The 14,991-nt window shown below is 63.8% G+C and carries 11 protein-coding genes; 5 read left to right on the top strand and 6 right to left on the bottom strand.

The window, feature by feature from the left end; all coding sequences use genetic code 11:
• Positions 1-8: 8 nt before the first annotated feature.
• From GEV38_RS22185 to ttgA, 3 genes are read right to left on the bottom strand one after another with little or no spacing between them, the layout of a single operon-like run.
• Positions 9-1,466 (bottom strand): AdeC/AdeK/OprM family multidrug efflux complex outer membrane factor, encoded by a 1,458-nt coding sequence (locus GEV38_RS22185; RefSeq protein WP_013974037.1) that lies wholly within the window; start codon positions 1,464-1,466, stop codon positions 9-11.
• Positions 1,463-4,615, bottom strand: coding sequence for a multidrug efflux RND transporter permease subunit TtgB (gene ttgB / locus GEV38_RS22180; protein ID WP_015271645.1), 3,153 nt, complete (start codon positions 4,613-4,615; stop codon positions 1,463-1,465). The genes GEV38_RS22185 and ttgB overlap by 4 nt, the downstream gene beginning before the upstream one ends.
• Before the next feature lie 3 nt (positions 4,616-4,618).
• On the bottom strand, positions 4,619-5,773 hold the full coding sequence (gene ttgA / locus GEV38_RS22175; protein ID WP_013974035.1) for a toluene efflux RND transporter periplasmic adaptor subunit TtgA: 1,155 nt from the start codon (positions 5,771-5,773) through the stop codon (positions 4,619-4,621).
• A gap of 258 nt (positions 5,774-6,031) precedes the next feature.
• Here ttgA and ttgR point away from each other — a divergent pair, with 258 nt between their 5' ends.
• The gene (gene ttgR, locus GEV38_RS22170) at positions 6,032-6,664 is read left to right on the top strand and encodes an efflux transport transcriptional regulator TtgR (protein ID WP_013974034.1); all 633 of its coding nucleotides are present in this window, start codon (positions 6,032-6,034) and stop codon (positions 6,662-6,664) included.
• 221 nt (positions 6,665-6,885) lie between these two features.
• On the opposite strand, the gene GEV38_RS22165 is transcribed toward ttgR, so the two are convergent.
• Positions 6,886-8,337 carry an MDR family MFS transporter gene (locus tag GEV38_RS22165; protein ID WP_054571990.1) on the bottom strand — a complete coding sequence of 484 codons (1,452 nt, stop codon included), beginning with the start codon at positions 8,335-8,337 and terminating at the stop codon, positions 6,886-6,888.
• Between the two features lie 440 nt (positions 8,338-8,777).
• On the opposite strand from GEV38_RS22165, the gene GEV38_RS22160 reads away from it, so the two are divergent.
• Positions 8,778-9,647: an oxaloacetate decarboxylase gene (locus GEV38_RS22160; RefSeq protein WP_003259571.1), complete on the top strand. Its 870-nt coding sequence runs from the start codon at positions 8,778-8,780 to the stop codon at positions 9,645-9,647.
• Positions 9,648-9,672: 25 nt separating this feature from the next.
• Here GEV38_RS22160 and GEV38_RS22155 read toward each other — a convergent pair whose 3' ends face one another.
• Entirely contained in the window at positions 9,673-10,578 is a 906-nt protein-coding gene (locus GEV38_RS22155; RefSeq protein WP_015271643.1) for a LysR family transcriptional regulator, read from the bottom strand.
• Between the two features lie 103 nt (positions 10,579-10,681).
• Between GEV38_RS22155 and GEV38_RS22150 the strand changes: the two genes are divergently transcribed.
• Together GEV38_RS22150 and GEV38_RS22145 are read left to right on the top strand one after the other, a co-directional pair.
• Positions 10,682-11,557 (top strand): MBL fold metallo-hydrolase, encoded by an 876-nt coding sequence (locus GEV38_RS22150; RefSeq protein ID WP_054571989.1) that lies wholly within the window; start codon positions 10,682-10,684, stop codon positions 11,555-11,557.
• A gap of 27 nt (positions 11,558-11,584) precedes the next feature.
• Complete coding sequence (locus tag GEV38_RS22145) at positions 11,585-12,199, top strand: NAD(P)-dependent oxidoreductase (protein WP_015271641.1); 615 nt, start codon at positions 11,585-11,587, stop codon at positions 12,197-12,199.
• Positions 12,200-12,297: 98 nt separating this feature from the next.
• On the opposite strand, the gene GEV38_RS22140 is transcribed toward GEV38_RS22145, so the two are convergent.
• The gene (locus GEV38_RS22140) at positions 12,298-13,173 is read right to left on the bottom strand and encodes a LysR substrate-binding domain-containing protein (RefSeq protein WP_015271640.1); all 876 of its coding nucleotides are present in this window, start codon (positions 13,171-13,173) and stop codon (positions 12,298-12,300) included.
• Positions 13,174-13,287: 114 nt separating this feature from the next.
• Here GEV38_RS22140 and GEV38_RS22135 point away from each other — a divergent pair, with 114 nt between their 5' ends.
• A complete protein-coding gene (locus GEV38_RS22135; protein ID WP_054571988.1) occupies positions 13,288-14,925 on the top strand; it encodes a 5-guanidino-2-oxopentanoate decarboxylase in 1,638 nt (545 codons plus the stop codon).
• Positions 14,926-14,991 lie beyond the last annotated feature (66 nt).

Raw genomic sequence — 14,991 nt, 5'->3', positions numbered from 1 at the left:
AGCTTCAATCAGCTCTTCGGTGCTTCCACCGCTGCCTGCTGGTTGTTGGCCTGCCCGGTCTGCTCGTACCAACCACCGCCAAGCGCCTTGTACAGGTTGACCTCGCTGGTCAGCTGCGACAAGCGGTCGCCGATCAGTGCCTGCTGGGCGCTGAACAGGTTGCGCTGCGCGTCGAGGAAGGTCAGGTTGCTGTCGATACCGATGCGATAGCGGCGTTCGGCCAGGCGGTAGTAGTCCTGGTTCGCCTGCACCAGGTCGCGTTGCGCCTGCAGCTGCTCTTCGAAGGTCTTGCGCGCCGCCAGGCCATCGGAGACTTCCTGGAACGCGGTCTGGATGGTCTTTTCGTACTTGGCGACGTTGATGTCCTTCTGGATCTTCGAGTAGTCCAGGCTGGCCTTCAGGCTGCCGGCGTTGAAGATCGGCAGGTTGATCTGCGGCTGGAACAGCCAGGTGCCCTGGCCGCCCGAGAACAGGTGGCCCATGTCGGGGCTCAGGCTGCCGGCATTGGCGGTCAGGCTGATGCTCGGGAAGAACGCTGCGCGGGCCGCGCCAATGTTGGCATTGGCGGCCTTGAGCAGGTGCTCGGCTTCCTGGATGTCCGGGCGACGCTGGAGGATGTCCGACGGCAGGCCGGCCGGTACTTCGGCCAGTTGGTCGGCATTGAGCTCCAGCGGCTTGGCCAGGTCGGCGGGAATGCCGGTGCCCAGCAGCACGGTCAGGCTGTTGACGTCCTGGGCGACCAGGCGCTGGTACTGCGAGTACTTGACCCGGGCGCCTTCCACGGCGGTACGCGCCTGGCTGACGTCGAGTGCCGAGGCTACGCCGACTTCGTTGCTGCGACGGGTGAGGTTGTAGCTTTCCTCGTAGGTCTTCAGCGTTTCTTCGGTCAGCTTGAACAGCGCCTGGTCGGCCTGCCAGGTGTAGTAGGCGTTGGCCACGCTGGCCACCAGGCTGATCTGCGTGGAGCGACGCGCCTGTTCGCTGGACAGGTAGGTTTCCAGGGCCTGCTCGGTCAGGCTGCGTACGCGGCCGAACAGGTCCAGCTCATAGGCGCTGACGCCCAGGGTGGCCGAGTACTGGCTGGTGATGCCCGCTTCGCCCGTCTGCGACATGTTCGCCGGTACGCGCTGGCGGCTGCCGCTACCGTTGGCCGAAACCGCAGGGAACAGGTCGGCACGCTGGATGCGGTACTGCGCACGGTAGGCGTCGATGTTCAACGCGGCAACGCGCAGGTCGCGGTTGTTCACCAGCGCGGTCTGGATCAGCTGCTGCAGGGCCGGGTCGTGGAAGAACTGACGCCAGCCCTGTTCGGCGGCGGCAACCTCCGCCGACTGCGTCGGCGAGTAAGCCGGGCCTTGCGGCCACTGCGCAGCCACCGGCGATTCCGGGGTCTGGTAGTCAGGGATCAGCGAGCAGCCGCCAAGAATGAAAGCGGTTACTGCCAGGGACAACAAAGACTTGGTCATTGCCCAGCCTCATAACGTGGAGTTTCAGGGGTGACGTCTTTTTCCGGCTCTTTGCTGCCGAACAGTGACGACACTGCGACGAAGAACAGTGGTACCCAGAAGATAGCCAGCACGGTCGCACTGATCATGCCGCCGATCACGCCAGTACCGATGGCATGCTGGCTGCCGGCGCCGGCGCCGCTGGCGATAGTCAACGGTACCACGCCGAGGATGAAGGCCAGCGAGGTCATGATGATCGGGCGCAGACGCATGCGGCACGCCTCGATCGCCGCGTCGTACAGGCTGCGGCCTTGCTCGTGCAGTTCCTTGGCGAATTCGACGATCAGAATGGCGTTTTTCGCCGCCAGGCCGATGGTGGTCAACAGGCCGACCAGGAAGTACACGTCGTTGGACAACCCGCGCAGGCTGGTGGCGATCAGGGCACCGATGATACCCAGCGGTACTACCAGTACCACGGCGATCGGGATCGACCAGCTTTCGTACAGGGCTGCCAGGCACAGGAACACGAACAGTACCGAGAGGGCGAACAGTGCCGGCATCTGCGAACCGGAGAGTTTTTCCTCGTAGGACATGCCGGTCCAGGAGAAGCCGATGCCGCTTGGCAGTTCGCCAGCAATGCGCTCGACCTCGGCCATGGCTTCACCGGTGCTGTAGCCCGGGGCCGGAGCACCGAGGATTTCCATTGCCTCGACGCCGTTGTAACGCGACAGCTTCGGCGAACCGTAGGTCCATTCGCCCTTGGCGAAGGAGGAGAACGGCACCATTTCGCCGGCGCCATTGCGCACGTACCACTTCTGCAGGTCTTCCGGGCTCATCCGCGCGTTCGGCTCGCCCTGGATGTACACCTTCTTGACCCGGCCACGGTCGATGAAGTCGTTGACGTAGCTGGCACCCAAGGCAATCGACAGGGTGTTGTTGATGTCGGCGATGGTCACACCCAGGGCGCTGGCACGCTCGTCATCGATGGTCAGCTGGTACTGCGGCTCGTCGTTCAGGCCGTTCGGGCGCACGGCGCTGAGGATCTTGCTCTGCGCGGCCTTGGCCAGGAACTGGTTGCGCGCTTCCATCAGCTTGGTATGGCCGACACCGCCGCGGTCCTGCAGGAACACGTCGAAGCCGGTGGCGTTACCCAGTTCGAGCACCGCAGGCGGGGCAAAGGCGAACACCATCGCATCGCGGAAGGTGAAGAAGTGCTGCTGGGCGCGCTGGGCAAGGGCGAACACGCTGTTTTCCTTGGAGCGTTCATCCCACGGCTTGAGCATGATGAATGCCATACCCGAGCTCTGGCCACGGCCGGCGAAGTTGAAGCCGTTGACGGTGAACACCGAAGCCACGGTGTCGGCCTCTTCGCTGAGCAGGTACTCACGCATCTGGTCGACCACCACCTGGGTGCGCTCGGCACTGGAGCCGGCCGGGGTCTGTACCTGGGCGAACAATACGCCCTGGTCTTCTTCCGGCAGGAACGCGGTAGGGATGCGGGCGAACAGCCAGATCATGCCGACCACGATCAGCGCGTAGGCCAGCAGGAACGGTACCTTGTTGCGCAGGATGGTGCCCACGCTGCGCTCGTAGCCGGTTACGCTGCGGTCGAAGTTGCGGTTGAACCAGCCAAAGAAGCCGCGCTTGGCCACATGGTGCTCGCCCTTCTTCAGCGGCTTGAGCATGGTGGCGCACAGGGCCGGGGTGAAGATGAGCGCCACCAGCACCGACAGGCCCATGGCCGAGACGATGGTGATGGAGAACTGCCGGTAGATCACACCTGTGGAGCCGCCGAAGAACGCCATGGGCAGCAGTACCGCCGACAGCACCAGGGCGATACCCACCAGGGCACCCTGGATCTGCTCCATCGAGCGCTTGGTCGCTTCCTTGGGCGGCAAGCCTTCCTCGGACATCACCCGCTCGACGTTCTCCACCACGACGATGGCGTCGTCCACCAGCAAGCCGATGGCCAGGACCATGGCGAACATGGTCAGGGTGTTGATGCTGAAGCCGGCAGCGGCAAGGATGCCGAAGGTACCCAGCAACACAACCGGTACGGTCATGGTGGTGATGATGGTGGCGCGGAAGTTCTGCAGGAACAGGTACATCACCAGGAACACCAGGACCACGGCTTCGATCAGGGTGTGGATAACGCCACTGATCGATTCGGTGACCACCGGGGTGGTGTCATACGGGAATACCGCTTTCACCCCAGGCGGGAAGAACGGTTCCAGGTCGGCGATGGTCTGGCGCAGGGCCTTGGCGGTGTCCAGGGCGTTGGCACCGGTAGCCAGTTTAACTGCCAGGCCGGAGGCCGGCTTGCCGTTGAACTGGGCGCTGACGGCATAGTTTTCACCACCCAGGCCAACCTGGGCGACATCACCCAGACGCACCTGCGAACCGTCGCTGTTGACCTTGAGCAGGATTTTCTCGAACTGCTCGGCAGTCTGCAGGCGGGTCTTGCCGATGATGGTAGCGTTCAGCTGGGTACCCGGCATGGCCGGCAGGCCGCCGAGCTGGCCGGAGGATACCTGCACGTTCTGCGCGGCCACGGCGGTCTTGACGTCGACCGGGGTCAGCTGGAACTTGTTCAGCTTGGCCGGATCGAGCCAGATACGCATGGCGTACTGCGCACCGAACACCTGGAAGTCACCCACACCCGCGGTACGCGAGATCGGGTCCTGCATGTTGGAGACGATGTAGTTGGCCAGGTCGTCCTTGGTCATGCTGCCGTCTTCGGACACCAGGCCGATCACCAGAAGGAAGTTCTTCACTGCCTTGGTGACGCGGATACCTTGCTGCTGCACTTCCTGCGGCAGCAGCGGGGTAGCCAGGTTCAGCTTGTTCTGCACCTGCACCTGCGCGGTGTCTGGGTTGGTGCCCTGCTCGAAGGTGGCGGTAATGGTCATGCTGCCGTCAGAGTTACTTTCCGACGACACATAACGCAGGTTGTCGATACCGTTGAGCTGCTGCTCGATCACCTGTACCACGGTGTCCTGTACGGTTTGCGCCGAGGCGCCCGGGTAGGTCACGGCGATGGCGATGGCCGGCGGCGCGATGCTGGGGTACTGGTTGATCGGCAGCTTCAGGATCGACAAGGCGCCGACCAGCATGATCACCAGGGCGATCACCCAGGCGAAGATCGGGCGATCGATAAAGAACTTCGACATGGTTTACTCCGCTTTGGCGTCTGCTTTCGCCGCGTTGGCCTGAACAGGGCTGGCCGGCTTCTTGACGTTGGTGGCTTCGCTGACCTTGACCTCGACGCCCGGGCGCACGTACTGCAGCCCTTCGGTGATCAGGCGGTCACCCGGGTTCAGGCCTTCCTCGATCAGCCAGTCGCTGCCCAGGGTACGGTTGGCCTTGAGCTGGCGCAGTTCGACCTTGTTCTCCTGGTTGACCACCAGTGCGGTCGGCGCGCCTTTCAGGTCGCGGGTCACGCCCTGTTGCGGGGCCAGGATGGCGTTGGCGTTGACCCCGGCCTTGAGCCGCGCATGCACGAACATGCCTGGCAGCAGGGTGTGATCGGGGTTGGGGAAGAGGGCGCGCAGGGTGACCGAGCCGGTGGTCTCGTCGACCGCGACTTCGGAGAACTCCAGGCGGCCTTCCTGCTTGAACAGGCTGCCGTCTTCCAGCACCAGCTGCACCGAGGCGGCGTTGTCGCCGGCCTTCTGCAGCTGGCCGCTTTCCAGGTCACGGCGCAGCTTGAGGAGTTCGGCGGTGGACTGGGTGACGTCGACGTAGATCGGGTCGAGTTGCTGGATGGTGGCCATGGCGTTGGCCTGGCCATTGCTCACCAGTGCACCTTCGGTGAACGAAGAACGGCCGATACGGCCGCTGATCGGTGCCAGGACCTTGGTGTAGCGCAGGTCGATCTGCGCGCTTTTGAGCGAAGCCTCGGCCTGCAATCGTTTGGCATTGGCGTCGTCGTATTCCTGCTTGGAGACAGCCTGTTCGTCGATCAGCTGCTTGTAGCGCTCGGCCAGCGAGCGGGTGGCCTGCAGGTTGGCCTGGGCATTGGCCAGGTTGGCTTCGTACACGGCAGGGTCGATCTGGTACAGCTGCTGGCCTTCCTTGACCTCACTGCCTTCCTTGAACAGGCGCTTGAGGATGATGCCGTTGACCTGCGGGCGCACTTCGGCGACGCGGTAGGCAGTGGTACGCCCCGGCAATTCCGAGGTCAGGGTGAAGGCTTGGGGCTGGATGGTCACGACGCCGACCTGAGGAGCCTGCGCCGCTGGCGCTGCTTCTTCTTTCTTACAGCCACTGAGCAGGGTTGCCAGGGCGACGGCGGAAACCAGAGCGGTAACGGCTGGCTTGAATTGCATGAGGATCCTCGGGTCGCTGGAGCTGGGAGACGCTCAAGAGTAATGGAAGAGTCTTGATCTGGAAAAATTGCTATCCGGTGGATAAATAGCTTGCTAAGGAATATACTTACATTCATGGTTGTTTGTAAATACCGCTGGGTTGTACTCGGGTACTGCCACAGCTCTTGATTAGCTCCCCCGCGAGGCACCCTGCAGAGGTGCCCCCGGAGTGTTCCCCGCACGCGCCGCGCGTTCGGGGCAGATGAGGTTTGTACTGCCATGGTCCGTCGAACCAAAGAAGAAGCCCAGGAAACCCGCGCCCAGATCATCGAGGCGGCGGAAAAGGCCTTCTACAAGCGCGGGGTTGCGCGAACCACCCTGGCCGACATCGCCGAACTGGCGGGTGTGACGCGAGGAGCGATCTACTGGCATTTCAACAACAAGGCCGAGTTGGTGCAGGCGTTGCTCGACAGCCTGCATGAAACCCATGACCACCTGGCGCGGGCGAGCGAAAGCGAGGACGAAGTGGACCCGCTTGGCTGCATGCGCAAGCTGTTGCTGCAAGTGTTCAACGAGCTGGTGCTCGATGCCCGAACCAGGCGTATCAACGAAATCCTGCATCACAAGTGCGAGTTCACCGATGACATGTGTGAAATTCGCCAGCAGCGCCAGGCTGCTGTGCTGGATTGCCACAAGGGCATCACCCTGGCGTTGGCCAATGCCGTGCGCCGGGGCCAGTTGCCAGGCGAGCTTGATGTCGAGCGCGCGGCGGTGGCCATGTTCGCCTATGTCGATGGCCTGATCGGGCGCTGGCTGTTGCTGCCTGACAGTGTCGATTTGTTGAAGGATGTCGAAAAATGGGTCGACACCGGGCTGGATATGCTGCGCTTGAGCCCGGCTCTGCGCAAATGACACTTTGTTAAGGATTGTGAGGGAGTGTTACCCCTTTGTGTTAAGGGGGGATTAATGCTTCCGGATGACCTTGAACAAATCACAGATCCTGTGGGAGCGGCCTTGTGTCGCGATAGGGCTGCGCAGCAGCCCCGGCAATTTGTGCATCACTGCTGAAATCCTGGGGCCGCGTCGCGGCCCTTTCGCGACACAAGGCCGCTCCCACAGAAATCGCGTAGCTTCTAGCGTCCGCGCAGTTGCCGGTCGGGCAATGCAAACGCTGCAAACAGTCCCAGCACGGCTACCCCGGCACTCCCCATCAACAACTGCCGGAACGTCTCGAGCAACCGCCCCTGTGTCACCAGGTCCACTTCACCGGCCTTCAGGCTCCCCAGCAACGGATTACCCAGCGACTCGAACCCGCCCTGGTGCAGCAGCGCCAGCAGCAGGCTGGACATGCACGCCACCCCCATGGCCCCACCTAGCGAGCGGAACAGGTTGGTGGTGCTGGTGGCCACGCCGATGTCCTTGCTGTCCACCGCGCTTTGTGTGCCTACCAGCGAGGTCGGAAACTGCAGCCCGCAAGCGATGCCGGTCAGCAGCATGAACAGTGCACTGAGCAAGACCGACTGCGGCGGGGTCAGCGCCATGGCGAAAATGGCCAGTGGCATCAGCAGTGCGCCGGCCAGAATCTGCGGCTTGTAGCGCCCGGTCAGACTAGTCATGCGCCCGCCGGTGAAGGCACCCATGGGCAGCCCCATCACCAGCGGCAGGAGGTGCAGGGCAGCACTGTCGGCGCCGGCACCGGTGATGCCCTGGTAGCGCAACGGCATAAGCATGGTCAGGGAGATCGACTGGAAGCTTGCGAAGAAGATCACGCCCCAGCACAGCACCGCCACGCGATTGCCGAACAGGCCGAGCGGCAGCAGCGGCTCCGGGCAGCGGCGCTCATGGGCGATGAACAGCATCAAGCCCAGCGCGGCGCAGGCGAACAAGGCCAGCACGGCCTGGTCGACCCAGGCGTGGCCCTGGCCGACCAGGGTAATGCCCAGCAACAGGCTACCCAGGCCGAGAATCAGCAAAACGGCACCCAGGTAATCCACCTGCGCCTCGCGGCGCTGCACCGGCATGCCGCCGAGGGCGCGGCGGATCGCCCACAGTGCAACCAGCCCCAGCGGCAGGTTGATCCAGAACACCCAGCGCCATGACAGGTATTCGGTCAACCAGCCGCCCAGCACCGGGCCGGCGACACTGGCCACCGCGTACATGCTGCTGAAGTATCCCTGGTAGCGGCCGCGCTCTCGTGGGGGTACGAAGTCGCCGATGATCGCCTGGCTCACCGAGACCATGCCACCGGCACCGATGCCCTGCAGTACCCGGGCCAGCACCAGCTGTTGCATGTCCTGGGCCAGGGCGCAGGCGATCGAGGCCAGGGTGAACAGGCTGATGCCGGTGAGGATCATCCTGCGCCGCCCGTACAGGTCGCCCAGCTTGCCGTAGATCGGCACGGCCACGGTCATCGCCACCATGTAGCCGGAGATGACCCAGGCCAGCAGGCCGACATCGTTGAACTGCGCCGAGATCGCCGGCAGGGAGACGGCAACGATGGTCTGGTCCAGGGCGCCGAGGAAGATCGCCAGCATCAGGGCGGTGAGCACGTTGCGCAGGGTGGTGGGGGGCAGGGCGGCGGTCACGGGGATACCTTGTTTATCGGTTGAGGCCTCTTCGCGGGCACGCCCGCTCCCACAGGTACAACACAGGGCTTGAAGGCTGTGGTGTACCTGTGGGAGCGGGCGTGCCCGCGAAGGGGCCCCGAAATTGTAACCTGAGTTAGGTAGCTTCCTATCCACTATCTGCATCCCCTATGCAAGATCGGCATTGGCGCATTCGTTCAGTGCTGCATGGCTGCGTGATATCGTTGGTATGCCACAGAGGCTGAAAATCGGGGCTTTGCACCACCTTGGTGCAACATTATGCCGCAGGTTTTTGCGCCGCTGTCTCCCACACCTTTTATTCCTCTGCCTGCATGTCGAGCATGACCGCCCAGATGGCGACGGTTGGAACAGGCCAGGTAGACCCGATTACAGGGGTCGGTAGTTACCGTTCGAATTTCAACTTATTTTGCGGAGTGATCATGCCCAAGGCTTCCCATCAAGATCTGCGTTTTGCCTTCCGCGAGCTGCTCGCTTCAGGTTCCTGTTATCACACCGCATCGGTGTTCGACCCGATGTCGGCACGCATTGCCGCAGACCTGGGCTTCGAGGTCGGCATCCTCGGTGGCTCCGTCGCTTCGCTGCAGGTACTGGCTGCACCGGACTTCGCCCTGATCACCCTCAGCGAGTTCGTCGAGCAGGCCACCCGTATTGGTCGTGTGGCACAACTGCCGGTGCTGGCTGACGCCGACCATGGCTATGGCAACGCGCTGAACGTCATGCGCACGGTCATCGAACTGGAGCGCGCCGGCGTGGCTGCGCTGACCATCGAGGACACCCTGCTGCCTGCCCAGTTCGGGCGCAAGTCCACCGACCTGATCCCGGTTGAAGAGGGCGTAGGCAAGATCCGTGCGGCGCTGGAGGCACGGGTCGATTCGTCGCTGTCGATCATTGCCCGGACCAACGCTGGCGTGCTCACCACCGAAGAAATCATCGTGCGTACCCAGAGCTACCAGAAGGCCGGAGCCGATGGCATCTGCATGGTGGGGGTGAAGGACTTCGAGCAACTCGAGCAGATTGCCGAGCACCTGACGGTGCCATTGATGCTGGTGACCTACGGCAACCCGAACCTGCGTGACGACGAGCGCCTGGCACGCCTGGGCGTGCGCATCGTCGTCGATGGTCACGCGGCCTACTTTGCCGCCATCAAGGCCACCTACGATTGCCTGCGGCTGCAGCGCGGCCAGCAGAACAAGTCGGAAAACCTCAGCGCCACCGAACTCTCGCACACCTACACCCAGCCCGAGGACTACATCCGCTGGGCCAAGGAGTACATGAGCGTCGAGGAGTGACAGTGCCATCCCTGTAGGAGCGGCCTTACAAGTCCTGATCCCACTCCGGTTCGTCCTTGAACCGCTGCACAAGAAAATCCAGCATGCTGCGCAAGGTCGCCGGCATGTGCTTGCGTGAGGTGTATACCGCATTCAGGTTCAGCTCGCGTGGCCTGGCTTCGGGCAGCAGGCGCACCAGTTCACCCCGGCGCAGGGCCTGCGCGGCCTGGTAGGTCGGCAGCATGGCGATACCTGCGCCGGCCAGCGCCGCCTTCTGCAGTGTCATCGCCTCGTTGGCACTGATGTTCCCCGCCACTGGCACGGCGACTTGCTGGCCGGCTACCTCGAAATGCCACAGGCTGTGGCCGAAGTAGGCATGTGTCAGGCAGTTGTGCCGGCTCAGTTCCTCGACCCGTTGCGGCGTGCCGTGCTCGCGCAGGTAGGCCGGTGCCGCACACACAGCCGAGCGGCATACGCTCAGGCGCCGGGCGATCAGGTTGGGGTCCAGGTCATTGCTGGTGCGTATGGCCAGGTCGATGCGCTCGTCCACCAGGTTGACCGTGCGATCGAGCATCTGTAGTTCCACCTTCACCCCAGGGTAGCGTCGGACGTAATCGGCCACAGCATCCACCAGTTGGGCCTGGCCGAATGAGGTGCTGACGCTGATGCGCAGCGCGCCCTTGGGCGCGTCATCCGGCTGCTGCACCGCGGCCTGCAGGTCGCCAGCCAATTCCAGCAATTGCCGGCAGCGGGGCAGGGTTTCCTGGCCGGCGGCGGTGAGGCTGAGCTTGCGTGTGGTGCGCTGCATCAGCCGTGCGCCAACCCAGTCTTCCAGCTCTGCCAGGTAGCGCGAAACCACCGGCCGGGACAGTTGCAGATGATCCGCCGCCGCCGACTGGCTGCCCAGGTCGACGACGGTGACGAAAACGCGCATGGCGTTGAGACGGTCCATGATTTGCCCGGTTTCAGAAACAAACTATGTTCGAGCATCGCATTTTTTGTCACGGATTAGGCAACTAAGCTGTTGGGCATTGTTCATCTGACGGGCGTTTGCGATGTCTCTTTTCACTCCTCTGCGTGGCCTGCTGCTGGCCTGTGTGACCCTGGCCGGCCCGGCGCTGGCTGCCGACCCCTTGCGGCTGGAGGTTTACAACCCCGGGCATGAGGCGATCTTCCCGGTCAGTTCGGTGATCGTCAGCGGCGAGCACGACGCCATCCTCGTCGATGCCCAGTTCGGCAAGGCCCAGGCCGAGCAGCTGGTGCAGCGCCTGCGGGCAGGCGGCAAGCAGCTGACCACTATCTACATCAGCCATGGCGACCCGGACTACTACTTCGGCCTGGATACCCTGACCCAGGCCTTCCCGGACGCCAAGGTGCTGGCGTCGGCCGCCACGGTTGCCCATATCCGCCAGACCAAGGATGCCAAGCTGGCCTACTGGGGCCCGCAGATGGGCGCGGACAAGCCGGCGCGGCTGGTGCTGCCACAGGTGCTCGAAGGCAACCGCCTGACGCTGGAAGGGCAGGACCTTGAGGTGGTCGGCCTCGACGGCTCGCAACCTGACCGCAGTTTTGTGTGGATCCCGTCGATCAAGGCGGTGGTCGGTGGCGTGGTGGTGTCGGAGAACATTCATGTGTGGATGGCCGACACGCAAACGACCAAGTCCCACGCCGACTGGCTCGGCACCCTGGCGCACATCGAAGCGCTGGCGCCGCGTACGGTCATCCCCGGACATTACCTGGGGGGCAGCAGTCGATCGCTGGAGGCCGTGCATTTCACGGCGAACTACATTCGTGACTTCGATGCCGAGACCGCCCAGGCGAAAGACGCCGGTGCGTTGATCGCGGCGATGAAGCGACGTTACCCGAGCCTGGCCGATGAAAGCTCGCTGGAGCTGGGGGCCAAGGTCGCCAAGGGCGAGATGAAGTGGTAGTTCCGTTCAACTGATGGAGAGTATCCCATGAGCAAGATTGCAATCATCGGTGCCACCGGCCGCGCTGGCAGCCAGTTGCTGGAGGAGGCCCTGCGCCGTGGTCACAGTGTGCTGGCCATCGCCCGCGACCCGTCGCGGTTGCAGGGGCGGGAGGGGGTGACCGTCAAGGCGCTGGATGCCAAGGACAGCGCAGCCCTGCAAGCGGCGGTCGCGGGTGTGGATGCGGTGCTGAGTGCGGCGCATTTCTCGACCATCGAGCCACACGCCATCATCGAGCCGGTCAAGCGGGCCAGGGTCAGGCGCCTGCTGGTGGTAGGTGGGGCCGGCAGCCTGTTGCTGCCGTCTGGGCATCGGGTGATCGACAGCCCGGACTTCCCCGAGGCATACAAGGCCGAGGCCACTGCCGGGGTGCGTTTTCTGGAAGCGTTGCAACGGGAGCCGAACCTGGACTGGACCTTCCTGTCGCCGTCGGCGGAGTTCGTTGAAGGTGAGCGCAGCGGGCATTACAAGCTGGGCAAGGATCATCTGTTGATCGGCGCGGATGGCAAGAGCTGGATCACCTTTGCCGATTACGCGATTGCCATGCTCGACGAACTGGAAAAGCCGGCGCATTCGCGGCAGCGTTTCACTGTCGGCTATTGAGTCGCCTGCTTCGCGGGCACGCCCGCTCCCACAGGTAAAGCAAAGGTCTTGGAATCTGTGCTGTACCTGTGGGAGCGGGCGTGCCCGCGAAGAGGCCCTCACTGGCTGGCCTGGTGTTCCAGCCAATCCAGCAACTCCCCCAACCCCGCCGGCAAGCTCTTGGCCTGGCTCACCAGGTAATACCCCTTGCCGGTCATCACCTTCAGCGCAAACGGCATGCACAACCGCCCCCCGCGCAAGTCATCGCCGATCAGCGACCAGTCGCCGATGGCCACACCGGTGCCCTGCGAGGCCATGGCCATTGCCATGTCCAGCGTCTCGAAATGCTGCTTCGGGCCTTGAATGGCCAGCGTTGCCCCGGCTGCCTGCAGCCACAACCGCCAGTCATGCTCATTCCGCGAGGGGTGCAGCAGCATGTGTCGCGCCAGGTCCTCGACCTGCTGCAACGGCACCGGCCCCTCGCGCAGTGACGGCGCGCAAACCGGCGTCAGCTGCTCATCGAACAGCTTGCGCACGCGCAGCCCGTGGTTCGGCGCATCGCCATACACCACCGCCGCATCGAAACCCTCGCGGCGAAAGTCAACTCCATGTTGCACCGTGGTGGTCAGCTCCACCGGTACATCCGGGCGTAGCGCCTGCCATTCCATCAGGCGTGGCAGCAGCCAGCGCATCACGCAGGTCGGTGCCTTGAGCTGCAAGGTAGTGCTGCGCCCACCCACCTCGCGCACCCCTTGTTCAATCAGCGCAAATACCTGTTGCACCCTTGGCAGCCAGTCCTGGCCTTCACGGGTCAGGCTCAACCCACGGGCCTGGCGCTGGAACAAGGCATAGCCCAGATGCTCTTCGAGGGCCGCGATCTGCCGGCTGACGGCGCCCTGGGTGATATGCAACTGCTGCCCGGCACGGGTGAAATTGCAGTGCTGGGCAGTGACCAGGAAGGTATGCAGGGCGGGCAGGGGCGGGAGGCGTTTCATTGTGCTGAGCCATGATTGCAGGACATGGCTAGTATGTGTTTTTTTGCATTGTGGCGATAGCCGTGGCTGGGTCCAATAGGGGCATAACCCAACCAAGATTCACGGTGAAACCCAATGGCGACCTGCGGCGAAGTACTGGTAAAACTCCTTGAAGGCTATGGTGTTGACCATGTCTTCGGCATTCCTGGTGTACATACCGTGGAGCTCTACCGCGGCCTGGCGGGTTCGTCCATCCGCCATGTCACCCCGCGCCACGAGCAGGGTGCCGGGTTCATGGCCGACGGCTATGCGCGGACCCGCGGTAAACCGGGGGTGTGCTTCATCATCACCGGCCCGGGGATGACCAACATCACCACCGCCATGGGCCAGGCCTATGCCGACTCGATCCCGATGCTGGTGATTTCCAGCGTGCAATCCCGCGACCAGCTGGGCGGTGGCCGTGGCAAGCTGCATGAGTTGCCCAACCAGGCCGCGCTGGTGTCGGGTGTGGCGGCGTTTTCCCACACCCTGATGAGTGCCGATGACCTGCCGCAGGTGCTGGCTCGGGCATTCGCCGTGTTCGAAGGCGCCCGACCGCGCCCGGTGCATATCGAGATCCCGCTCGACGTGCTGGTCGAACCGGCCGATCACCTGCTGCCGGGGCGCGTGGTGCGCAGTAGCCGGGCAGGGGCAGCGCCGCAGGCCGTGGCGCAGATGGCCGAGCGCCTGGCCAATGCAAGGCGGCCATTGATCCTGGCCGGGGGTGGTGCATTGGCCGCGGGCGCTGCGCTGGCGCGCCTGGCCGAACAGCTGCAGGCGCCGGTGGCGCTGACCATCAATGCCAAGGGGCTGCTGCCGGCCAGCCACCCCCTGCAGATCGGCTCGACCCAGTCACTGCCAGCTACACGGGCGCTGGTGGCCGAGGCCGATGTGGTGCTGGCGATCGGCACCGAACTGGCCGAAACAGACTATGACGTCACCTTCAAAGGTGGTTTCGAGATCCCGGGCAGCCTGTTGCGCATCGACATCGACCCGGACCAGACCGTGCGCAATTACCTGCCGGCGCTGTCGCTGGTGGCCGATGCCGAACTGGCCGCCGAGGCGCTGCTCGGTGCCTTGCAGGCGCTGCCGCAATCCGTGCGTGAGAGCACGTGGGGCGAGGCCCGGGTGGCCAAGCTGCGCCAGGCACTGGCGGCGGGTTGGGACCAGCCGACCTTGAGCCAGACGCGTCTGCTGAGTGCGATTCTCGAGCGTCTGCCCAATGCCATTCTGGTGGGCGATTCGACCCAGCCGGTGTACACCGGCAACCTGACCCTGGACATGGACCAGCCACGCCGTTGGTTTAACGCATCGACCGGCTACGGCACCTTGGGTTACGCATTGCCGGCGGCCATGGGCGCCTGGCTGGGCAGCGCGGAGCAGGTCGGTGAGCGTGCCCCTGCGGTGTGCCTGATTGGTGATGGCGGTTTGCAGTTCACCTTGCCGGAGCTGGCCAGCGCGGTGGAAGCGCAGGTGCCGCTGATCGTGCTGCTGTGGAACAACCACGGGTACGAGGAAATCAAGAAGTACATGGTCAACCGGACCATCGAGCCAGTCGGGGTGGATATCCATACGCCGGACTTCATCGGTGTGGCGCGGGCCCTGGGCGCGGCGGCGGAGCAGGTGGCAGATGTGGCGCAGCTGCAGGTGGCGTTGGGGCAGGCAGTGGAGCGCAAGGGGCCGACTTTGATCCAGGTTGACCAGAATCAGTGGCAGGGGGCTGTGTCGGGTTGAAGTAAATCTATTGCCAGTATCGGCCCTTTCGCGGGCTTGCCCGCTCCCACAGGTTTTTGCACAGGC

Origin of the sequence: Pseudomonas sp. 13159349, assembly GCF_013305685.1 — a bacterium.
Lineage (GTDB): Bacteria > Pseudomonadota > Gammaproteobacteria > Pseudomonadales > Pseudomonadaceae > Aquipseudomonas > Aquipseudomonas asiatica.
This window is presented reverse-complemented; position numbering and strand designations above follow the sequence as displayed.